Source organism: Streptomyces sp. DSM 118878, assembly GCF_052936595.1.
This window is the reverse complement of sequence record NZ_CP193622.1, coordinates 7,185,752-7,210,662: the sequence shown is the minus strand read 5'-3', so window position 1 is coordinate 7,210,662 and position 24,911 is coordinate 7,185,752. Positions and strand designations below refer to the sequence as shown.

1 protein-coding gene is annotated in these 24,911 nt (G+C 72.1%); it reads right to left on the bottom strand.

The features are described 5' to 3' along the window. Positions 1–5 precede the first annotated feature (5 nt). Positions 6–24,842 (bottom strand): type I polyketide synthase, encoded by a 24,837-nt coding sequence (locus tag ACRAKF_RS31435; protein WP_447041069.1) that lies wholly within the window; start codon positions 24,840–24,842, stop codon positions 6–8. Between the last annotated feature and the right edge of the window lie 69 nt (positions 24,843–24,911).

Below are 24,911 nucleotides of genomic sequence, written 5' to 3'. Positions count from 1 at the left end.
CCACGTCAGGACATTCCGAATTCGTCGTCGATGAGTTTGAAGATCTCGTCGGCGGTGGCCGATTCGATCTCGCTGCCGTCCTCCAGGTCGTCGTCCGCCGCTGTCACGGCGCCGGGCACCTGGCCGGTACCGCCGGCGGACCACTTCGCCACCAGCCCCTGGAGCCGCGTCATGACCTGGGCGTGCGTGTCGCTGTCGGATGTGAGCGCCGCCAGGGTGGATTCCAGCCGGTCGAGTTCCCCGAAGACGTGCTCGGTCGCGGGCCCGTCGGCGGGGATGACTTCCTCGCGCAGGAACCGTGCGAGCGACGCCGGCGTCGGGTAGTCGAACACCAGGGTCGCCGGCAGCCGCGTTCCGGTGATCGCGTTGAGCCGGTTGCGCAGCTCGACGGCCGACAGGGAGTCGAAGCCCAGGTCCTTGAAGGCGTGTCCGGGTTCGATCGCCTGCCCCGACGCGTAACCGAGGACGACGGCCACCTGGTCGCACACCAGGTCCACCAGGACGCGCTCGCGCTCCGTCTCGGACTTTCCGGCCAGGTGCTGCTTGAGCGCGGCGGCCGGGTCGGCCGTGGTGCTCGTGGCCGCCGACTCCGCGGTCCGGCGCGCGGGTGCGCGCACCAGGCCGCGCAGGAGCGTGGGTACCGGCTCGCCCACCGAGGACATGTCCATCGTCATGGGCACCAGGACGGCACCGTCGAGATCGCGGGTCGCGTCGAACAGCGCGAGCCCGGCCTCGGGGGTGAGGGCGACCATACCGGTCCTGGTCATCCGGGTGACGTCGGCGTCGGCCAGTTCGGTGGTCATACCGCCGTCCTGCGTCCACGGCCCCCATACGAGGGAGGCCGCCGCGAGGCCCGCGGCCCTGCGGTGCTGCGCGAGGGCGTCCATGAAGGCGTTGCCCGCCGCGTAGTTGGCCTGGCCCGCGCCGCCGAACGTTCCGGAGACGGAGGAGAACAGGATGAACGCGGAGAGGTCGAGGTCGCGGGTCAGCTCGTGCAGGTGCAGCGCCGCGTCCACCTTCGGACGCAACACCTTGTCCACCCGCTCCGGCGTCAGCGACTCCACCACACCGTCGTCCAGCACACCCGCCGCATGCACCACGGCCGACAACGGATACTCCGACCCGATACCGGCCAGCAGACCCTCCACCGCCGCACGATCGGCGACATCACACGCCACCGCCCGCGCCTCGGCACCCAGCCCCGCCAGCTCCGCCACCAACTCCACCGCACCCGGCGCCTCCGCGCCACGACGACTCGTCAGCACCAGAGAACGCACACCGTGCTCCACCACCAGGTGACGGGCCAACAACGCACCCAGACCACCCGTACCACCCGTGATCAGCACCGTGCCACCGCCGTCGAGCGTCCTCGGCATCGTCAGCGCCACCTTGCCGGTGTGGCGTGCCTGGCTGAGGAAGCGGAAGGCGTCGGGTGCCCTGCGGACATCCCAGGTGCGTACCGGCAGCGGTCGCAGTACCCCTGCCTCGAACAGCGAGATCAGGTCGTTCCACATCTCGTTGATGCGGTCGGGGCCCGCCTCGATCAGGTCGAACGCCTGGTAGGAGACACCGGTGTACTCGGCGGCCACCTCTTCCGGAATCCGGATGTCGGTCTTGCCCATCTCCAGGAACCTGCCGCCGTTCGGCAGCAGCCGCAGGCCCGCGTCGACGAACTCCCGCGCCAGCGAGTCGAGCACCACGTCCATGCCACGCCCGTCGGTCGCTTCGAGGAAGCGCTTCTCGAAGTCCAGCGTCCGGGACGACGCGATGTGCGCGTCGTCCAGACCCAGTGACCGCAGGGTGTCCCACTTGCCCTCGCTCGCGGTACCGAAGACCTCGGCGCCGAGATGCCGTGCCAGCTGGAGCGTGGCCATGCCCACACCACCTGCGGCGGAGTGCACCAGCACCGACTGACCCGCCTTCAGGCCGGCCAGGTCCACCATGGCGTAGTAGGCCGTCAGGAACACGATCGGGGTGGAGGCCGCCTGCTCGAACGTCCAGCTCTCCGGGACCCGGGCGACAACGCGCCGGTCGGTGATGGCGAACGGGCCGAACGAGCCGCTGAAGATGCCCATCACCTTGTCACCGGGGACGAGGTCCTTCACCGCGGAGCCGACCTCGGTCACCACACCGGCACCCTCACCACCGAGCGGCCCGGCCTCCCCGGGGTACATCCCCAGGGCGTTGAGCACATCGCGGAAGTTCAGGCCCGCGGCGCGCAGCGCCACCCTGATCTCGGTCGCGCCGAGTTGCTCCGTGGCGTCGGGGCTGGGCAGCAGCGCCAGGTTCTCCAGGGTCCCCTTGGCGTGCATGTCCAGCCGCCAGTCCCGCACCCCGGCGGGCGGCAGCAGCGCGGTGCCCGAGGAGACCCGGGCCATGCGCTGGCCGAGCACCGTGCCCTCGCGGACCACGGCCTGCGGCTCGTCGGTGGCGAGCACCGCGGGCAGTGCCGCCTTGGACGCCTCGTCCTCGTCGAGGTCCACCAGGACGAAGCAGTTCGGGTTCTCCGACTGCGCGGACCGCACCATGCCCCACAGCGGGGCGTGGATCAGGTCCGGGGTCTCGTCGCGGTCCTCGGGTGCCATGGCGCCCGAGGTCACGAAGACCAGCCGGGAGGAGTCGAACCGGCGGTCGCCGAGCCAGCCCTGGATCATGCCGAGCGTGTGGTGCGTCACCGCGTGGATGGCGTCCACGGGCTCCAGGCCCCGCTTGGTCTTGCCCCTGCCCTTCGCCCTACCCTTCGCCTTGCTCTTGGGCTTGCCCTGCGCCGCCTCGTCGTCGAGGCCCGGCGCGTAGGAGACCAGCACGGCCTCCGGGGCGGCGGCGCCGCCGTCGATCGCGGCACCCAGGGCGTCGAGATCGGCGTAGGCGGTCACCTGGGCTCCGGCGATCGCGCCGGCGGCCAGTGCGTAGTGGTCGGTGCCCACCACGGCCCAGGTGGCCGTGGCCGCGTCCGCCGGGGAGACGGCCGGCACGGGGGTCCAGTCCAGCGTGAACAGCGAGTCGCGGAACGCCGATGTCCTGGCCGTGTCGATGTGGTCCACGGATACCGGGCGCAGCACGAGGGACTCGATCGATGCCACGGGGCGGCCTGTTCCGTCGGCCACCGCGAGGGAGATGGAGTCCGGCCCCAGCTGGGTGAGGCGCACCCGCAGCGTGGACGCGCCACCGGCGTGGAGCGACACCCCGCTCCAGGAGAACGGGAGCCGGGAGAGCCCGACGTCCTCCAGGGCGACGAAGGTCACCGCCTGCACGGCGGCGTCCAGCAGCGCCGGGTGGAGGCCGAAGTCGGCCGCCAGGGACGCGTGCTCCTCGCCGAGGCTGACCTCGACGTAGACGTCGTCGCCGGCGCGCCAGGCGGCCCGCAGGCCCTGGAACACCGGGCCGTAGGCGAAGCCGGAGGCGGCGAAGCGCTCGTAGAAGTCGCTGATGTCCAGCGCTTCCGCGTCCGCCGGGGGCCATACGCCCAGGTCGAACGACGGCTCGGGGCCGGCCGGGGCCAGCGCGCCGGCCGCGTGCTGCGTCCACGGTTCGCCCGAGGAGGCGTCGGCCGGGCGGGAGTAGAGGCCGATCGAGCGGTGGCCCGTCTCGTCCGCGTCATCCACCCACAGCTGCACCTGGACCTGTTCGTTCTCGGGCAGGACCATCGGGGTGGCCAGGGTGACCTCCTCGACCCGGCCGCAGCCGACCTGGTCGGCTGCGCGGATGGCCAGTTCGAGGAATCCGGTCCCCGGGAACAGGGCCGCGCCCGCGATCGCGTGGTCGGCCAGCCAGGGCTGGCTCTGCACCGACAGCCTGCTGGTGAACAGGAATCCGTCGCTGCCCGCGAGTTCGACCCCGGCACCCAGCAGCGGGTGGTTGGGGGAGCTGAGTCCGACGGAGGCGACGTCCCCGGTCATGGGGCCGCCGGCCTTCGGCCAGTAGCGCTGCCGCTGGAACGCGTAGGTGGGCAGCTCCACCCGCCGGACGTCGTGTCCGGCGTACGCCGTCGACCAGTTCACGGTGGTGCCGTGGACGTGGAGTTCGGCCAGCGCCGTGGTCAGCGACTGGGTCTCGGGGCGGTTCTTGCGCAGTGCGGGGACGAGGACGCGTGCGCCTGCGGCCTCGTCGGCCGTCAGGCAGTCCTGCGCCATCGCGGTGAGCACACCGTCGGGGCCCACCTCCAGGAACGAGGTCACTCCGAGCTTCTCCAGGGCCCGTACCCCGTCGGCGAACCGCACGGCCTCACGCACATGGCGCACCCAGTACTCCGGCGAGCACACCTGCTCCGCGCCCGCCGACGCACCCGTGAGGTTGGAGACCAGGGAGATCGACGGTGCCTGGAAGGTCAGCCCTTCGACGACCTCGCGGAAGTCGTCCAGCATCGCGTCCATACGGGGCGAGTGGAAGGCGTGGCTGACGCGCAGTCGACGGGTCTTGCGGCCCTGTTCGGCCCAGTCCTCGGCGTTCTCCAGCGCCGCGGCCTCATCACCCGCGATGACCACGGCGGTCGGGCCGTTGACGGCCGCGATGCTCACCTCGGCCTCACGGCCGGCGAGCGATCCGGCGATCTCCTCCTCGGACGCCTCGATGGCGACCATCGCGCCGCCTTCCGGCAGCGCCTGCATCAGCCGGCCACGCGCCGCGATCAGCGTGCACGCGTCCTCCAGCGAGAGCACCCCGGCCACATGGGCCGCGGCGACCTCTCCCACCGAGTGGCCGATGAGCACGTCCGGGGTGACACCCCAGTGCTCAAGGAGCCGGAACAGCGCCACTTCGACGGCGAACAGCGCGGGCTGCGTGAACGCCGTCTGGTTCAGCAGCTCGGCGTCCGCGTCGCCCTCCGCCGCGAACATCACCTCTCGCAGCGGGCGGTCCAGTACGACGTCCAGGTGGGCGCACACCTCGTCCAGGGCGCGGGCGAACGCCGGGAAGGCGTCGTACAGCTCCCTACCCATACCGAGGCGTTGCGCGCCCTGGCCCGAGAACAGGAACGCCGTCTTTCCGGCCGTGCCCACCGATCCCTGGACGACCCCGGGGGCCGTGGCGCCCGAGGCGATGGCGTCGAGACCGCTCAGGAGCGCGTCCCGGTCGCCGTTCAGGAGGACGGCGCGGTGGTCGAAGACGGACCGGGAGACCGCGAGCGAGTAGCCCACGTCGGCCAGGTCGAGCTCGGGGTGGTCCGCCAGATGGTCGTGCAGGCTGCGCGCCTGCGCGCGCAGCGCGTCGGCACCCTTGCCGGTGACCGTCCAGGGGAGCGTTCGCGAACCGGCCGGGAGGCCGTCCGTGACGACCCGCGACACCGTCTCGGGCTCCTCGGGTTCCGGTGCCTGCTCGATGATGGTGTGGGCGTTGGTACCGCTGATGCCGAACGAGGAGATTCCCGCCCGCCGCGGTTCGCCGTTCTCCGGCCATGTGGTCGGCGCGGTCAGCAGCTGGACCTCGCCGGCCGTCCAGTCCACGTGCGGTGTGGGCTCGTCCGCGTGGAGCGTCTTCGGCAGCACGCCCTCACGCATGGCCATCACCATCTTGATGATTCCCGCGACACCGGCCGCGGCCTGCGTGTGACCGATGTTCGACTTGATCGAGCCCAGCCACAGCGGCTGGCCCTCGGGCCGTCCCTGGCCGTACGTGGCAAGGAGCGCCTGCGCCTCGATCGGGTCACCCAGCCGGGTGCCGGTGCCGTGTGCCTCGACGGCGTGCACCTGGTGGGCGGCGAGGTCGGCACTGGCCAGGGCCTGCCGGATCACCCGCTGCTGCGACGGCCCGTTGGGGGCGGTCAGGCCATTGCTGGCGCCGTCCTGGTTGACGGCGGAGCCGCGCACGATCGCCATGACCGGGTGGCCGTTGCGCCGTGCGTCCGACAGCCGCTCAAGGAGCAGCACGCCGACACCCTCGCCCCAGCCCGTGCCGTCGGCCGATGCCGCGAACGCCTTGCAGCGCCCGTCCGACGACAGCCCCTTCTGGCGGCTGAAGTCCACGAACGAGCCCGGGGTGGACATGATCGTGACACCGCCGGCGAGCGCCATGGAGCACTCCCCCTGGCGCAGCGACTGCACGGCCATGTGCAGTGCCACCAGGGACGAGGAGCATGCCGTGTCCACCGTGACGGCCGGTCCTTCGAGGCCGAAGGTGTAGGAGACACGGCCCGACACGACGCTGCCCGCGTTACCGGTTCCGAGGTAGCCGTCGGGGCCGCCCGGGGCGGTCAGCAGCAGGCCGATGTAGTCCTGGCCGTTGCTTCCCGCGAAGACACCGGTCCGGCTTCCCTTGAGCGACGTGGGGTCGATGCCCGCCCGCTCGATCGCCTCCCAGGACGTTTCGAGGAGCAGCCGCTGCTGCGGGTCGATGGTCAGCGCCTCGCGGGGGGCGATCCCGAAGAACGCCGGGTCGAATTCATCGGCGTCGTAGACGAAACCGCCGCCGCTGGCGTAGCTGGTGCCCGTGTTCTCCGGGTCCGGGTCGTACAGGTCGTCCAGGTCCCAGCCACGGTTGGTCGGGTAGGCGCTGATCACGTCGCTGCCCTCGGAGACCAGTCGCCACAGGTCCTCCGGAGTGCGCACACCGCCGGGGAAGCGGCAGCTCATCGACACGATCGCGATCGGGTCGTCGTCCACGACCGTGCCCGTCACCACCGGCTGCTCATCGGCCGGCGCGGGCGCGGTGCCCAGCACCTCGCCGAGGATGAACCGGGCGAGCGCCGTGGGCGTCGGGTAGTCGAAGGCCATGGTGACCGGAAGGTTCACACCGGCCGCCGCGCTGAGCCCGTTGCGCAGCTCCACGGCGGTCAGCGAGTCGAAACCGATGTCCCTGAAGGCCCGCTCCGGCTCGACCGCGTCGGCGTTCGGGTAACCGATCACCTCGGCGGCGTGGGTCCTGACGAGGTCGAGGACCTCCACCTCGCGTTCGACGGCCGACAGCCCTTCGAGGCGTACGGCCAGCCCGGAGAGGGCCGCGCCCAGCTCGGCCTCCGCCTCCTCCAGGGCCCGCCTTACCTCCGGCAGCTCGTCGAGCAGCGGACGCGGCCGGGCCGAGGCGAACCCGGGGGCGTAGCGCGCCCAGTCCACATCGGCGACGGTGATGTCCACCTCGTCGTGGTCGAGCGCCTGCTGAAGGGCCTCGACGGCGAGTTCGGGCACCAGCGGCGGCATACCGCGCCGCTTGAGCTGGGCCGCGGTGGCGTCGTCGACCAGACCGCCACCGCCCCAGGCGCCCCACGCCACCGAGGTCGCGGCCAGCCCCTGGGCCCGGCGCTGCTGCGCCAGGGCGTCGAGGAAGGCGTTCGCGGCGGCGTAGCTGCCCTGACCGGCACCACCGACGGTTCCGGCGTAGGAGGAGAAGAGGATGAACGCGGACAGGTCCAGGTCCTGGGTCAGCTCGTGGAGGTTCACCACGGCGTCCACCTTGGGCCGGAAGACCCCCTGCGTCCTGGGGACGGTGAGGGTGTCGACGAGGCCGTCGTCCAGCACACCGGCCGCGTGCACCACGCCGGTCAGCGGGTACTCCGCGGGCAGCCCGTCGAGGAGCTCCCGCAGCGCGTCACGGTCGGCGGCGTCACAGGCGGCGATGGTGACCCGCGCGCCGAGGGCGGTCAGTTCGTCCCGCAACTCGGCCGCGCCGGGGGCGTCAGGGCCACGGCGGCTGGTGAGCACCAGGTGCTCGGCGCCGCCACGGGCCAGCCAGCGGGCGAGACGGCCACCGAGGGCGCCCGTACCACCGGTGATCAGGACGCTGCCGCGAGGCTGCCAGGCGCGGGCCGGCCGGGCGTCGCCCAAGGGCGCCCGGACCAGCCTCCGCGCGAAGACCCCGGAGGCGCGTACCGCCACCTGGTCCTCGTCGCCGGACCGCCCGATCAGGCCGACCAGACGGTTCAGGGCCCGCTCGTCGAGCGCGTCCGGCGACTCGGGGAGGTCGACGAGACCGCCCCAGCGCTGTGCGTACTCCAGGCCGACCACTCGGCCCAGACCCCACACCAGGGACTGCTTGACGCTGCCGACCCGGTCGGAGCGGCCCACGGACACGGCACCGGTGGTGGCGAGCCACAACGGCACATCGATGTCGATGTCGGCGAGCGCCTGGACCAGGGCCACCGTGCCGGCGAAGCCGCGCGGAACGCCCGGGTGTCCGTCAAGCGCCTCCTCGTCGAGCGCGAGCAGGGAGAGCACTCCGTCGATCGCGAGCGTCCCGTCCTGCTCGGAGCCGTCCGTGGCGGACGTGCCGGGGGCCGCGGCCCGCAGGAGTCCGGTCAGCGAGGACCGCTCCGGCTCCGTCGCGTCCAGGTCGACCCGCACCGTGCGGGCACCGTGGCGCTCCACGTCCCGTGCGATGCGCTCCGCCAGTTCACGGGCGGCGTCGACCGGCGGGACGACGATCATCCAGGTACCGGTGATCGGGGCGCCCTGCTCCTGCCCGGAGCCGGACAACGGCTGGTCGATGAGGGGCTTCCAGTTGATCCGGTAGCGCCAGTTGTCGACCGTGGAGCGGTCACGCCTGCCTCGCCGGTACGACGACAGGGCGGGCAGTACCGCGCTCAGCGGGGCCTCCCCGTCGAGCTCCAGCGTCTGCGCGAGCCCTTCGAGGTCCTCGCGCTCGACGGCCTCCCAGAACCGGGCGTCGACCGAGTCGGCCTCGGAGACGGGGCCGTTGCCGAACCCGCCGTCCTCACCCGGCTGCGGCCAGTACCGCTGCCGCTGGAAGGCGTACGTCGGCAGGTCGACCTGCCGGCCACCGTGCCCGGCGAACACCTTCCGCCAGTCGACGTCGCCGCCGTTGACATGAAGCTCGGCTATCGAGGTCAGGAACCGCTCCGGACCGCCCTCGTCGCGGCGCAGAGTACCGATAACCACGGCCTGCGCCTCGACGGCCTCCACCGTCTGCTGCACGGGAAGGGTGAGTACGGGATGCGGGCTCACCTCGATGAACACACCATGCCCGGCATCGAGCAGCAGGCGGGTCGTGGCCTCCAGCTCGACCGTCTGCCGCAGGTTCCGGTACCAGTACTCGGCGTCCAGAGCAGCCGTATCCACCAACCCACCGAACACCGTCGAGTAGAAGGGCACTTCGGAGGTGCGGGGCTTCAGGTCGGCCAGGACCCTCAGCAACTCCTCGCGGATCTCCTCCACATGCGCGGAGTGCGACGCGTAGTCCACCGGAACCCGGCGGACACGAATCTCCTCGCCCTCCAGCTCGGCGACCATCTCATCCAGCGCACCGGGATCACCGGAGACGACGACCGAGCCGGGGCCGTTGACCGCGGCGACCGAAATGGCGCCGTCCCAGGCAGCGATACGCTCCCGCGCCTGGTCGACCGGAAGCCCGACCGACACCATGCCACCACGACCGGCCAGACCGGCCGCGATCGCCTGCGAGCGCAGGGTGACCACCTTGGCGGCGTCCTCCAGCGACAGCGCACCCGCCACACACGCCGCGGCGATCTCACCCTGGCTGTGACCCATCACCGCGTCCGGCTCCACACCCACCGAACGCCACAGCTTCGCCAGCGACACCATCACCGCGAACAACACCGGCTGAACGACATCCACCCGGTCAAAGCCGGGAGCGCCCTCGGTAGCGCGCAGTACATCCGTCAGCGACCAGTCCACATGAGCCGACAACGCCGTCTCACACTCACCGATCGCCTCGGCGAACACCGGTGAGGACTCAAGCAGCTCCACCGCCATACCCAGCCACTGCGCCCCCTGACCCGGGAACACGAACACCGAACGACCAGGTGCTTCGATGGCGTTCGCGCGGACCGCACCCGGCGTCCTCGCGCCCTCGGCCATCGCCTCCAGGCGTTCGAGGAGTTCCTCACGGCCGGTCCCGGTCACGACGCCCCGGTACTGGAACGCGGACCTGGTCGTCGCCAGGGAGAGCGCCACATCGGCGGCGCTCAGCTCGGGGCGCTCGGCCACGAACTCCCGCAGCCGCCCGGCCTGGTCCCGCAGCGCGTCGCTGCTCTTGCCGGACACGGCCCACGCCACCGGACCATCGACGACCTCGGCATCGGCGTCGTCGGCCGCCTCGGCCTCCGGCGCCTGCTCCAGGATCGTGTGCACATTGGTGCCGCTCATACCGAACGCCGACACACCCGCGCGACGCGGATGCCCCGTCTCCGGCCACGGCCTGGCCTCGGCCAGCAGCTCGACATCGCCGGCCGTCCAGTCCACCATCGGCGAAGGCTCGTCGATGTGCAGCGACTTCGGCAGTACGCCGTGGCGCATCGCCATCACCATTTTGATGACGCCACCGACACCGGCGGCGGCCTGCGAATGGCCGATGTTGGACTTGATGGCGCCCAGCCACAGCGGCTGGCCCTCGGGGCGTTCCTGGCCGTACGTGGCAAGGAGCGCCTGCGCCTCGATCGGGTCACCCAGCGACGTACCCGTGCCGTGCGCCTCGACCGCGTCGATCTCGGCGGCCGACAGGCGGGCGTTCGCCAGTGCCTGCCGGATGACCCGCTGCTGCGAGGGGCCGTTGGGCGCCGTAAGACCGTTGCTCGCGCCGTCCTGGTTCACCGCGCTGCCCCGCACCACGGCGAGGATGGGATGTCCGTTGCGGCGGGCGTCCGAGAGCCGTTCGAGGACGAGCATGCCGACGCCCTCGGCCCAGCTCGCGCCGTCCGCGGCGGCCGAGAACGGCTTGCTGCGGCCGTCGGAGGCGAGCGCGCGCTGGCGGCTGAACTCGATCAGCGACATCGGGGTGGACATCACCGTCACACCACCGGCGAGTGCCAGGTCGCACTCGCCCTGGCGCAGCGCCTGCCATGCGAGGTGCAGGGCGACCAGCGACGACGAACACGCCGTGTCCACCGTCACCGCCGGCCCTTCGAGGCCCAGGGTGTAGGAGATACGGCCGGAGAGCACGCTGGGCGAGACTCCGGTGCCGATGTAGCCCTCGACGTTGTCCTGGGACCCGGCGAGGACACCGCCGTAGTCCTGGTAGGTCACGCCCGCGTAGACACCGGTCTGGCTGCCCTTCGCGGAGACCGGGTCGATACCGGCCCGCTCCAGCGCCTCCCACGAGGTTTCGAGCAGCAGCCGGTGCTGCGGGTCCATCGAGAGCGCCTCACGCGGCGAGATCCCGAAGAACGCCGGGTCGAACTGGCTGGCGCCGTGCAGGAAGCCGCCTTCCCGCGTGTAGCACTTGCCCGGCTCGTCCGGGTCCGGGTCGTAGAGGTTCTCCACGTCCCAGCCACGGTCGGTCGGGAAGGGAGAGATGCCGTCCCGGCCTTCGGCGACCAGGTTCCACAGGTCCTCGGGGGTGGTCACCTCTCCGGGGTAGCGGCAGCTCATTCCCACGATCACGATCGGATCGTCGTTGCCCGCCACCGCGACCGGCACCGGCCGCACCTCTCCGGTCCGCGCGCCGAGAATCTCGGCGCGGGTGAACTTGGCGAGTTCGGCGGGGGTCGGGTAGTCGAACACGGCCGTCGCCGGGAGCCGCAGGCCGATGGCCTTGGTCACGCGGTTGCGCAACTCGACGGCGGTCAGCGAGCTGAAGCCCAGGTCCTTGAAGGCCTGCGAGCCCTGGACGGCGCCGGCCGAGGCGTGTCCGAGCACCGCCGCGACATGCGTACGGATCACGTCGAGCAGCAGCCGGTCCTGCTCGGGCTCGGAGAGCCCGGCCAGCCGCTCCCGCAGCGCGGCGAGCGGCCCGGAGTCGGGTCCGCCCCGCTTGGCGGAGCGCCGTGCGGTCTTGCGGCGGCGTGACGGCTTGGCGGAGGAGGTCTCCTCCACAGGGATTTCGGCGACCGCCTCGGGCGAGACGGCGGGCTCGGGCAGAGTCTCGGCCACGGCGACCACGTCGACCGCGTCGGCCGCGTCGACCGCCGGGGTGGTCTCCGGCTGGCCCGGGGCGAGCTGGCGCAGGGTCAGCGTGTCGGCGGTGACCACGGTTTCCCCGGCTCCGTCGACCGCGGTCAGGGAGAGGGTCTCCGGACCCGTACGGGCGAGCCTGACGCGCAGCGCGGAGGCACCGGACGCGTACAGCGATATCCCGGCGAGGCTGAACAGCATGCGCCCGCGGCCCACACCGTCCAGGACGCCGAGGCCGAGCGGCTGCAACGCGGCGTCCAGGAGTGCGGGGTGCAGCCCGAACCGCTGGGCGTCCACGACGGACTCCTCAGCGAGGCTGACCTCGGCGAACACCTCGTCGTCGCGCTGCCACACCGCGCGGAGGCCACGGAACGTGGGGCCGTAGACGAGACCGTCGCCGGCGAGCAACTCGTACAGGCCGTCCACCTCGACGCGCTCGGCGCCGGGCGGGGGCCACGCGGCGAAGCCCGCCGCCGCGTCGGCGGTCGTGGCGTCGTCCGGCTCCGGGGCGAGCACACCGCTGGCGTGGCAGATCCATTCGTCCGCGTCCTCGTCCGCGTCCTCGCCCGCGTCCTCGCTCACACGTGAGTACATCTCCAGCGAACGGGTGCCGGTCTCGTCCTCCTCGCCGAGGACGAGCTGAATCTGGACGCCGCTCCCTCGGGGGATGGCCAGCGGCGCCTGGATGACGAGTTCTTCCACATGGCCGAGGCCGACCTCGTCACCGGCGCGAATGGCCAGTTCGACGAGGGCCGTGGTCGCCAGGACCGCCTCGCCGCGCAGGACGTGGTCCGCCAGCCAGGGCTGGGTGTGCAGCGAGAGGGTTCCGGTGAACAACAGGCCGTCGGCGCCCGCGAGAGGGACGGCTCCGCCGAGCAGCGGGTGGTCGGCGGGGTCGAGGCCGAAGGCCGCGGCGTCGCCCGCCGAGGTACCGGCCTCCAGCCAGTAGCGCTGGTGCTGGAACGCGTAGGTGGGAAGGTCCACGCGGCGGGCGCCGCGTCCTGCGAAGAAGGCCCGCCAGTCGACGGTTTCGCCGTGGACGTGGATCTCGGCGAGGGCCGCGACGAGTGCTTGGGTCTCGGGGCGGTCCTTGCGCAGCACCGGGACCGACAGGGGGGCCGGTGTGTCCTCGGCCGCGATGTCGTCGGCCGGTCGGGTCAGGCAGTCCTGGGCCATGGCCGACAGCACGCCGTCGGGGCCCACCTCGATGTACGCGGTGACGCCCTGCGCTTCGAGGGCCCGCACCCCGTCGAGGAAGCGGACGGTCTCCCGCACGTGGCGCACCCAGTACTCCGGCGAGCACACCTCGTCGGCACCGGTCTGCTCACCCGTGACATTCGAGATGAACGCGACGGACGGGCTGTTGTAGGCGAGCGTCCGCGCGACCGCACGGAAGTCGTCCAGCATGGCGTCCATGCGGGGCGAGTGGAAGGCGTGGCTGACGCGCAGGCGGCGGGTCTTGCGGCCCTGCTCCGACCACTGGCCTGCGATCTCCAGTACGGCGGCCTCGTCACCCGCGATCACCACGGCCGTCGGACCATTGACCGCCGCGATGCTCACCTCGGTCTCACGACCTGCGAGCGATCCGGCGATCTCCTCCTCCGACGCCTCGATGGCGACCATCGCGCCGCCCTCCGGCAGCGCCTGCATCAGCCGGCCACGGGCGGCCACCAGGGCGCACGCGTCCTCCAACGAGAACACCCCCGCCACATGGGCCGCGGTGATCTCACCGACGGAGTGACCGATCAGCACGTCCGGGGTGACACCCCAGTGCTCAAGGAGCCGGAACAGCGCCACCTCGACGGCGAACAGCGCGGGCTGCGTGAACGCCGTCCGGTCCAGCAGCTCGGCGTCCGCGTCGCCCTCCGCCGCGAACATCACGTCCTTCAGCGGACGGTCCAGTACGACGTCCAGGTGCGCGCACACCTCGTCCAGAGCCTGGGCGAACACCGGGAACGCCTCGTACAACTCCCGGCCCATACCGAGGCGTTGCGCGCCCTGGCCGGTGAACAGGAACGCGGTCTTGCCACCGTTGGCGGCCTGCCCCTGGACGATTCCGGGGGTGTCGTCGCCCGCGGCGAGGGTCTCCAGGCCGCGCAGCAACGTCTCGCGTTCGGTGCCCAGCAGCACCGCGCGGTGCTCGAACACCGATCGTGTGGCGACCAGCGATGCGGCGATGTCCAGAACGCCGTGCTCGGCCCCGTCGATCAGGTGGGTCCGCAGCCGCTCGGCCTGGGCGCGCAGGGCTTCCGGGCTCCGGGCGGAGAGCGTCCAGGGGGCCAGGCCGTGGTCGTCGGCGGGGGCCGGGGCGGGCTGCGCCTCGTCCTCGGCCGGCGGGGCCTGCTCGATGATGGTGTGGGCGTTGGTGCCACTCACGCCGAAGGCGGAGACACCGGCCCGGCGCGGCTGCCCGGTCTCGGGCCACTCCGTGGCCTCGGTCAGCAGCCGCACCTCACCCGCCGACCAATCCACCTGGCTCGACGGCTCATCCACGTGGAGGGTCTGCGGCAGTACTCCGTGCCGCATCGCCATCACCATCTTGATGACACCGGCCACGCCCGCGGCGGCCTGCGTGTGACCGAGGTTCGACTTGAGCGATCCCAGCCACAGCGGCAGGTTCTCCGGGCGCTCCTGGCCGTAGGTGGCAAGCAGCGCCTGCGCCTCGATGGGGTCACCCAGCGTCGTACCGGTGCCGTGTGCCTCGACCACCTGGATGTCGGCGGCCGACACCCCGGCGTTGGCGAGGGCCTGCCGGATCACCCGCTGCTGGGACGGCCCGTTCGGCGCCGTCAGACCATTGCTGGCGCCGTCCTGGTTGACGGCGGAGCCGCGCACGATCGCCAGCACCTGGTGGCCGTTGCGCCGGGCGTCGGACAGCCGCTCCACGAGGAGCATGCCGACACCCTCGGACCAGCCCGTGCCGTCCGCGGCGTCCGCGAAGGGCTTGCAGCGGCCGTCGGGGGCCAGGCCACGCTGGCGGCTGAACTCCACGAAGGCGGCCGGGTTGGTCATCACGGTGACACCACCGGCGAGCGCCATGTCGCACTCGCCCTGGCGCAGCGCCTGGGCGGCCTGGTGCAGGGCGACCAGCGACGAGGAGCACGCCGTGTCCACCGTCAGCGCCGGCCCCTCAAGACCCAGCGTGTAGGAGATACGACCGGAGACGACCGAGGTGGCACTGCCGGTCAGCAACTGCCCTTCGAGCCCCTCGGGGATCTCGTGCAGTCCCGTTCCGTAACCGGAGGTCGCGGCGCCGACGTAGACGCCGATCTGGTTGCCGCGTACGGACGCCGGGTCGATACCGGCGCGCTCGAACGTCTCCCAGGACGTCTCAAGGAGCAGCCGCTGCTGCGGGTCCATGGCGAGGGCCTCACGCGGCGAGATCCCGAAGAAGGCGGCGTCGAACTCGCCCGCCCCGTCGAGGAATCCGCCCTCGCGGGCGTAGAACGTGCCCAGGCGCTCCGGGTCGGGGTCGTACATCCCGTCGACATCCCAGCCCCGGTCGGAGGGGAAGTCCGTGATGGCGTCCGTGCCGGCCGCGACGAGGTTCCACAGGTCCTCGGGGCTTCCGACGCCGCCCGGGAAGCGGCAGCTCATCCCGACGATCGCGATCGGGTCGTCATCGACCGGGACCACCGCAGCCGAAGGCGCAGTCACCTCCCCTTGCGTACCCAGCACCTCGGCACGCAGGTGGTCGGCCAGTACCGCGGCACTCGGGTAGTCGAAGACCAACGTGGCCGGCAGCACCAGCCCCGTCTCCGCGTTCAACCGGTTACGGAACTCCACCGCGGTGAGCGAGTCGAAGCCCAGCTCCTTGAACGCCCGCCCCGGCTCAACCACCTCGGCACCCGCGAAACCGAGCACCGCGGCGGCGTGAGCGCGCACGAGGTCGAGCAGGGTCCGGTCGATCTCGGCCTCGGTGAGCCCGGTCAGGCGCTCCCGCAGTGCCGATCCGCCCTCGGCGTGGCTCTTCTCGCCGGCATGGGCCTGCTCCAGGGCCGTTATGACCTCGGGCAGTTCGCCGAGGAGCGGGCTGGGCCGCCCCATCGTGAACGTGGGCGCGAACCGCTCCCAGTCCACATCGGCGACCGTCACCACGCCGTCGTCACCCGCAACCGCTCCGTGCAACGCCGCAAGCGCCAGATCGGGTGCCATCGCGGGCAGACCGCGACGGGCCAACTGGTCGCCGCCGTCGCCGGCCGCCATACCGCTTTCCGCCCACGGCCCCCAGGCCACAGCCGTACCGGCAAGACCCCGACCCCGACGGTCCTCCACCAACGCGTCCAGATAGGCGTTGGCCGCTCCATAGGCAGCCTGTCCACCACTGCCCCACACACCGGCGATCGAAGAGAACACCACGAAGGCGTCCAGCTCACGGTCGCCCAGCAACGCGTCCAGGTTGACGGCGCCGGCCACCTTGCCGGAGATCACAGCGGCGGCATCGGCCACCGTCGTCTCGGCCAGCGGCCCCGCCCCATTGGCGCCCGCCGCATGGACCACCGCCGCAAGCGGATACTCCTCAGGCACGGCATCCAGCACCGCGGCCAACTGGTCACGGTCAGCCACGTCACAGGCCGCCACGGTCACCCGGGCACCCAGGGCCTCAAGTTCCTCACGCAGCTCGGGCGCACCCGGCGCCTCAAGACCACGACGGCTGGTCAGCACCAGATGCTCGGCACCGTTGCCCACCAGCCAGCGGGCCACCCGGCCACCCAGCGCACCCGTACCGCCGGTCACCAACACCGTGCCACGCACCCGCCACGGCGTCGCGTCGGCGACAGGCGCCGCCGACCGGGCCAGACGACGTACGAACACACCGGAGCCGCGCACCGCGACCTGGTCCTCGGCAGCCTCACCGGCCCCGCCGGACAGCACACCCGTCAGCCGTGCGACCGCACGCTCATCCAGCGCCTCGGGCAGATCGACCAGACCACCCCACAGCCCCGGCAGCTCCAACGCGGCCACCCGGCCCAACGCCCACACCATCGCCTGCGTCGGACGACTGAGCCGCTCGGAGCGGCCCACCGACACGGCGCCCCGCGTACCGCACCACAGCGAGGCCTCGATGCCCGTGTCCGCCATGGCCCGCACCAGGGTCAGCGTCAAGGCGAGACCGCTGGGCAGCTCGGGGTGCCCGGAGCAAGGCTCCTCGTCCAGGGCGAGCAGCGACAACACACCACCCACAGCGGGTGCTTCGGCGACCGCCGCACGCAGCCGCTGCCCCAGCGCCTCGGCATCGAGGTCGCGCTCGTCCGCCACCAGCGACACCACTTCGGCGCCATGACGACGGAGCCCGGCGACGGCCTCCGTCACCAAGTCGTCCTCGGCATGCGATGCCGGAATCACCACCAGCCACGTCCCCGACAGCGACCCACCGGCCACGTCCGGGACGGGCTTCCACGCCACGCGGTAGCGCCAGTTGTCGATCGTGGACCGGTCACGCCTGTTGCGGTGGTACGTGGACAGTGCGGGCAGCACCGCGCTCAGCGGCGTCTCGCCGTCGACGTCGAGTGCCTCGGTGAGCGCTTCGAGATCCTCGCGCTCGACCGCTTCCCAGAACCGCGTGTCCACCGAGTCGGCGGCGCCCTGTGCGTCCGAGCCGCTCGGGGAGAGGGACACCTCGGGCCAGTACCGCTCACGCTGGAAGGCGTACGTCGGCAGCTCGACGATCCGCGCACCGCGCCCGGCGAAGACGGACTCCCACTCCACCGAGGCTCCGTGGACGTGGAGTTCGGCCAGCGCCGTCGTCAGCGCCTGGGCCTCGGGGCGGTCCTTGCGCAGGACCGGCACCACGGCCGAGGCCGCTGCCTCGTCCCGCGTCAGGCAGTCCCGCGCCATCGCGGACAGCACACCGTCGGGGCCGACCTCCAGGAACCTGGTGACGCCCTGGGCGCCGAGCGCCCGCATGCCGTCCGCGAACCGCACCGCCTCCCGGACATGGCGCACCCAGTACTCCGGCGAGCACACCTCTTCGGGGCCCGCCGCCTCGCCCGTCACATTCGAGACCAGGGCGATGGCCGGTGCCTGGAAGGACAGACCGGTGACGACGTCACGGAAGTCGTCCAGCATGGCGTCCATGCGGGGCGAGTGGAAGGCGTGGCTGACGCGCAGACGGCGGGTCTTGCGGCCCTGCTCCGACCACTGTCCTGCGATCTCCAGTACGACGGCCTCGTCACCCGCGATCACCACGGCCGTCGGACCGTTCACGGCCGCGATGCTCACCTCGGCCTCACGACCGGCGAGCGATCCGGCGATCTCCTCCTCGGACGCCTCGATGGCGACCATCGCGCCGCCCTCCGGCAGCGCCTGCATCAGCCGGCCACGCGCAGCCACCAGGGCGCACGCGTCCTCCAGCGAGAACACCCCCGCCACATGCGCGGCAGCGATCTCACCGATGGAGTGGCCGATCAGCACATCCGGCCGGACGCCCCAGTGCTCCAGGAGCCGGAACAGCGCCACCTCGACGGCGAACAACGCGGGCTGCGTGAACGCGGTCCGGTCCAGCAGCTCGGCGTCCGCGCTGCCCTCGGCCGCGAACATCACGTCCTTCAGCGGACGGTCCAGTACGACGTCCAGGTGCGCGCACACCTCGTCAAGGGCGCGGGCGAACACCGGGAACTGCTCGTACAACTCCCGTCCCATACCCACGCGTTGCGCACCCTGACCGGAGAACAGGAACGCCGTCCTGCCACCCGTTACGGCCTGCCCCTGGACGACTCCCGAGGCGATGCCGCCCTCCGCGACGGCCCGCAGGCCACGCAGCAGGGTCTCCCGGTCCTCGCCGACCAGCACGGCACGGTGCTCGAACACCGACCTGGCCGCCAGCGTGTGGCCGACGTCCAGCGCCTCGATGTCCTCGCGTGCCGCCACGTCCCCGTACAGCCGCTCGGCCTGCGCCCGCAGCGCCTCCCGGCTCTTCCCGGAGACCAGCCACGGCACCACGTCCGTCGACACCGGTGTCCCGGGCCCGGCCGCTTCCGAGGCCACGGCCTCTTCCGGCTCGGGGGCCTGCTCGATGATGGTGTGGGCGTTGGTCCCGCTGAGCCCGAACGAGGAGATACCCGCCCGGCGCGGCTGCCCGGTCTCGGGCCACTCGGTGGCCTCGGTCAGCAGCCGCACCTCACCCGCCGACCAGTCCACCTGGCTCGACGGCTCATCCACGTGGAGGGTCTGCGGCAGTACTCCGTGCCGCATCGCCATCACCATCTTGATGACACCGGCCACGCCCGCGGCGGCCTGCGTGTGACCGAGGTTGGACTTGATGGCGCCCAGCAGCAGCGGGCGGCCCTCCGGGCGTTCCTGGCCGTAGGTGGCAAGGAGCGCCTGTGCCTCGATCGGGTCACCCAGCGTCGTACCCGTGCCGTGCGCCTCTACCGCGTCGACCTCGGCGGCGGACAGTCCCGCGCTGGCCAGCGCCTGGCGGATCACCCGCTGCTGCGAAGGACCGTTGGGCGCCGTCAGACCATTGCTGGCGCCGTCCTGGTTGATGGCGCTGCCGCGGACCACCGCAAGGACCGGGTGGCCGTTCCTGCGCGCGTCCGACAGCCGCTCCACGAGGAGCATGCCGACACCTTCGGACCAGCCCGTACCGTCCGCGCCCTGCGCGAACGGCTTGCAGCGGCCGTCGGGGGCCAGGCCACGCTGGCGGCTGAACTCCACAAAGGCGCCGGGGGTCGACATGACCGACACACCACCGGCGAGCGCCAGGTCGCACTCGCCCTGACGCAGCGCCTGCACCGCGAGGTGCAGCGCGACGAGCGACGACGAGCACGCCGTGTCCACCGTCATCGCCGGCCCTTCGAGGCCGAAGGTGTAGGAGATACGCCCGGACACCACGCTGGCCGCACTGCCCGTACCCACATGGCCACCGAAGTCCTCGACGGCGTCGAGCATGATCGCCGAGTAGTCCTGGCCGTTGGTGCCGACGAACACGCCGGTACGGCTGCCACGCAGCGCGGCCGGTCTGACGCCCCCGTATTCGAACGCCTCCCAGGACGTCTCAAGGAGCAGCCGCTGCTGCGGATCCATGGCGAGGGCCTCGCGCGGCGAGATCCCGAAGAAGGTGGGGTCGAACTGGGTCGCCCCGTAGAGGAATCCGCCCTCGCGGGCGTAGAACGTGCCCGGGTGCTCGGGGTCCGGGTGGTACATGCCCTCGACGTCCCAGCCCCGGTCGCCGGGGAACCCGGCGATGCCGTCGCCGCCCTCGGCCAGGAGTCGCCACAGGTCCTGCGGGTTCTCCACGCCTCCGGGGAAGCGGCAGCTCATCGCCACGATGGCGATGGGGTCGTCGTCGTCCGGCCGCACGTGGTGCGAGACCGCCGCAGTGGCGGTCCCGGCGTGTGCTCCGCCCAGCTCCTGGCGGAGCTGGTCGGCGAGCACCTCGGCGGTCGGGTAGTCGAAGATGAGGGTGGCGGGCAGGCTCAGGCCGGTGGCCAGGTCGAGCCGGTTACGCAGCTCGATGGCCGTGAGGGAGTCGAACCCGAGGTCCCGGAAGGCGCGGCCCGGCTCGACGGAGTCCGCCGAGAAGTGGCCGAGTGCCGAGGCCGCGTGGGTGCGGATGAGGTCAAGGAGGAGGAGGCGCTGTTCCTCGTCCGACTGTCCGGCCAGTTGTCCGCGCAGGTCATGGCCCGGTCCCGCCTGGCCGATGGTCCCGGCCGCGGCGGTCAGGAGTTCACGTGCCTCGGGGATGTCGCTGACGAGGGCGCTGGGTCCTGCGCTCAGCATGGAGGCCATGCCGGTCCAGTCGATGTCGGCCACGACCAGCGCGGCCTCGTCGTGGCCGGCGGCCCAGCCCAGCGCATCCAGGGCCAGCGAGGGAGTCATGGGGGGCAGTGGCCCGCCGCGCGCCCGCTCTCCGGCTCGGCCGCTCGCGGCCATTCCGCTCTCGGCCCACGGGCCCCAGGCGACCGCGGTGGCGGCCAGGCCCTGGGCCCGGCGCCGCTGTGCCAGCGCGTCGAGGTAGGCGTTGGCCGCGGCGTAGGCGGCCTGGCCGGCGCCGCCGATGGCACCGGCGAACGAGGAGAACAGCACGAACGCGTCGAGCGGGAGCTCGGCGGTCAGTTCGTGCAGGTGGCGTGCGCCCTCGGCCTTCGCGGCCAGGGTCCCGGCGAGTTGGTCGACGGTCAGGCCGTCGAGCACACCGTCGTCGAGGATGCCCGCCGCGTGCACGACGGCGGTCAGCGGATGCCGCTCCGGTACGGCGGCCAGCACCTCGGCCAGGGCGTCCCGGTCGGCGGCGTCGCAGGCCACCACGGTCACTTCGGCGCCGAGTGCCTCCAGTTCCGCGGTCAGTTCGGAAATGCCGTCGGCCGACGGGCCTCGACGGCTCGTCAGGATCAGGTGCTCCGCGCCCTCGCGCACGGCCCAGCGTGCCACCTGGGCGCCCAGGGCGCCGGTGCCGCCGGTGATCAGCACAGAGCCGCGGGGGCGCCAGGCGCGCTCCGCCGACCCGTTGCCGGCCGTGACGCGGGTCAGGCGCCGGGCGTACGCTCCGGATCCGCGTACCGCCACCTGGTCCTCGCCGTCTCCGGCGGACAGTGCCCAGGCCAGTCGTGCGGCGGCGCGCTCGTCCACGGTCTCGGGCAGATCGACCAGACCGCCCCAGCTCCGGGGGTGCTCCAGGGCGGCCACGCGGCCGAGGCCCCAGATCTCCGCCTGTACGGCGCTGGTGAGCTGGTCGGAACGGCCCACCGACACGGCACCGGTGGTGGCGCACCACAGCCGGGCGCGGAGGTCCGCCTCGGCCAGGGCGCGCACCAGCGTCAGGGTCAGCGCGAGGCCGCGCGAGACCACCGGGTGCTCGGTGCAGGGCCGCTCGTCCACTCCCAGCAGGGACAGCACGCCGCCGAGCCCGGACGGCTCGGTGGCCATGTCACGCAGTCGCCCGGCCAGCACACCGGGGGCGAGATCGGCCTCGTCCGCCACCAGGCGAACGACCTCGGCGCCGTGCCGCTGGAGTGCGGCGGACACCGAGTCCGCGAACGTGTCGGCGACACCGGACGCGGGGACGACCATGAGCCAGGTGCCGGACAGTGTGGCCGCGGGGGTCTCCGAGACCGGCTTCCACGAGATCCGGTAGCGCCAGCCTTCGACCGTGGCCCGGTCGCGTCCCTGACGGCGGTAGGAGGACAGCGCGGGCAGCAACTCGCCCAGCGAGCCGCTCCCGTCGACGTCCAGCGCCTTTGCCAGCGCCTCCAGGTCCTCGCGCTCCACCGCGTCCCAGAACCGAGCGTCCACCGAGTCCGTGGCTGCGGAGGCGCCCGAGGTTCCGCCCGTGCCCTCCAGCCAGTAGCGCTGACGCTGGAAGGCGTACGTCGGCAGCTCCACCGTCCGCGCACCGCGCCCGGCGAAGACCTGCTCCCAGCCCACCTCGACACCGTGGACATGGGCCTCGGTCAGCGCGGCCATCAGGGCCTGGGCGTCGGGGCGTCCCTTGCGCAGGACCGGCACCACGGCCGGGGCCGAAGCCGCCTCGCCCGTCAGGCAGTCCCGCGCCATCGCCGAGAGCACACCGTCGGGGCCCACCTCGATGTACGCGGTGACGCCCTGGGCCTGGAGGGAGCGGACGCCGTCGGCGAAACGCACGGCCGCGCGCACATGCCGCACCCAGTATTCGGGGGAGCAGACTTCGTCGACCCCGACCGGCTCTCCGGTGACATTGGAGACCAGGGCCAGGGTGGGAGCCTGGAAGGTCAGGTCCCGCGCGACACGGCGGAAGTCGTCCAGCATGGCGTCCATGCGGGGCGAGTGGAAGGCGTGGCTGACGCGCAGGCGGCGGGTCTTGCGGCCCTGCTCCGACCACTGTCCTGCGATCTCCAGTACGGAGGCCTCGTCGCCCGCGATGACGACGGCGGTCGGGCCGTTGACGGCCGCGATGCTCACCTCGGCCTCACGGCCGGCGAGCGATCCGGCGATCTCCTCCTCGGACGCCTCGACGGCGACCATCGCGCCGCCCTCCGGCAGCGCCTGCATCAGCCGACCACGGGCGGCCACCAGGGCGCACGCGTCCTCCAGCGAGAAGACTCCGGCCACATGGGCCGCGGTGATCTCACCGACGGAGTGACCGATCAGCACGTCCGGGGTGACACCCCAGTGCTCAAGGAGCCGGAACAGCGCCACCTCGATGGCGAAGAGCGCGGGCTGCGTGAACGCGGTCCGGTCCAGCAGCTCGGCGTCCGCGCTGCCCTCGGCCGCGAACATCACGTCCTTCAGCGGACGGTCCAGTACGACGTCCAGGTGCGCGCACACCTCGTCCAGAGCCTGGGCGAACACCGGGAACGCCTCGTACAACTCCCGTCCCATACCCAGGCGTTGAGCGCCCTGACCGGAGAAGAGGAACGCCGTCTTGACGGCCGACCCTGCCACGCCCTGGAGCGCACCGGGAGCGGCTTCTCCGGATGCGACGGCCTCAAGACCGGCGAGGAGTTCCGCACGGCTCGCGCCCGACACCACCGCACGGTGCTCGAACATCGACCGCGTCGCCACCAGCGAGTGGCCGACGTCCAGCGCGCTCGATTCGGCCCGCTCCAGCAGGAACGCCCTGAGCCGCGCCGCCTGGGCCCGCAGCGCGTCCGCGCCACGAGCCGACAACAGCCACGTGGCCACGCCACTGTCGGCGTCGGAAGCCGGAATCTCCTCGGCCTCGGACACGTCCTCGCCGACCGGCGGGGCCTGCTCGATGATGGTGTGCGCGTTGGTGCCGCTCACGCCGAAGGCGGAGACACCGGCCCGGCGCGGCTGCCCGGTCTCGGGCCACTCCGTGGGCTCCGTCAGCAGCCGCACCTCACCCGCCGACCAGTCCACCTGCCGTGAGGGCTCATCCACATGCAGCGACTGCGGCAGCACACCGTGCCGCATCGCCATCACCATCTTGATGACACCCGCGACACCGGCGGCGGCCTGCGTGTGACCGAGGTTCGACTTGAGCGATCCCAGCCACAGCGGGCGGCCCTCCGGCCGCTCCTGGCCGTAGGTGGCAAGGAGCGCCTGCGCCTCGATCGGGTCACCCAGGGACGTACCGGTCCCGTGGCCCTCCACCACGTCCACATCGGCGGCCGACAGGCTGGCACTCGCCAGCGCGTCGCGGATGACTCGCTGCTGGGACGGGCCGTTGGGCGCCGTGAGGCCGTTGGACGCACCGTCCTGGTTGACCGCCGAACCACGCACGACCGCCAGTACCGGGTGGCCGTTCTTGCGCGCGTCCGACAGCCGCTCCACGAGGAGCATGCCGACACCCTCGGACCAGCCGGTGCCGTCCGCGGCGTCCGCGTACGGCTTGCAGCGGCCGTCGGGGGCCAGGCCACGCTGGCGGCTGAACTCCACGAAGGCACCCGGTGTGGACATCACCGTGGCACCACCGGCAAGGGCAAGGTCGCACTCGCCCTGACGCAGTGCCTGCGCGGCCAGATGCAGCGCGACCAGCGACGACGAGCACGCCGTGTCGACCGTCACCGCGGGTCCCTCAAGACCGAGTGTGTACGAGATACGGCCCGATACGACCGAAGTCGCCGTGCCGGTCAGCAGGTGGCCTTCGATCTCCTCGGGGAAACCGACGATGTCCGCCCCGTAGCCCGAGGTGGCGGCTCCCACGAACACACCGCCACGCCGGCCCTTCACCGACCCCGGAGCGATGCCCGCCCGCTCGAAGACCTCCCACGAGGTTTCGAGGAGCAGCCGCTGCTGCGGGTCCATGGCAAGGGCCTCACGCGGCGAGATCCCGAAGAAGCCCGCGTCGAACTCGTCCGCGTCGTGCAGGAAGCCACCCTCGCGGGAGTAGAACGTCCCCGAACTCTCGGGGTCCGGGTCATACATCCCGTCCACGTCCCACCCACGGTTGGACGGGAAGTCGGAGATGGCGTCACCACCGCCGGCCACGAGCCGCCACAAATCCTCGGGGCTCCCCACACCACCCGGGAAGCGGCAGCTCATCGCCACGATCGCGATGGGCTCCTGCTCTCCTGCCTCCAGCTCGCGCAGGCGTTGGCGCGCTTGGTGCAGATCAGCCGTGACCCGCTTGAGGTAGTCCCGAAGCCTATCTTCGTTCACCATGAAACCCTTGCCTGTTACGAGTCAAAGAAGACTGAAGAATGAAAGGAGGCCAGAGAACTGCACCTCGGC

Coding starts and splice junctions, on each gene's coding strand:
- ACRAKF_RS31435 (WP_447041069.1), bottom strand. CDS start 24,842: ATGGTGAACGAAGATAGGCTTCGGGACTACCTCAAGCGGGTCACGGCT.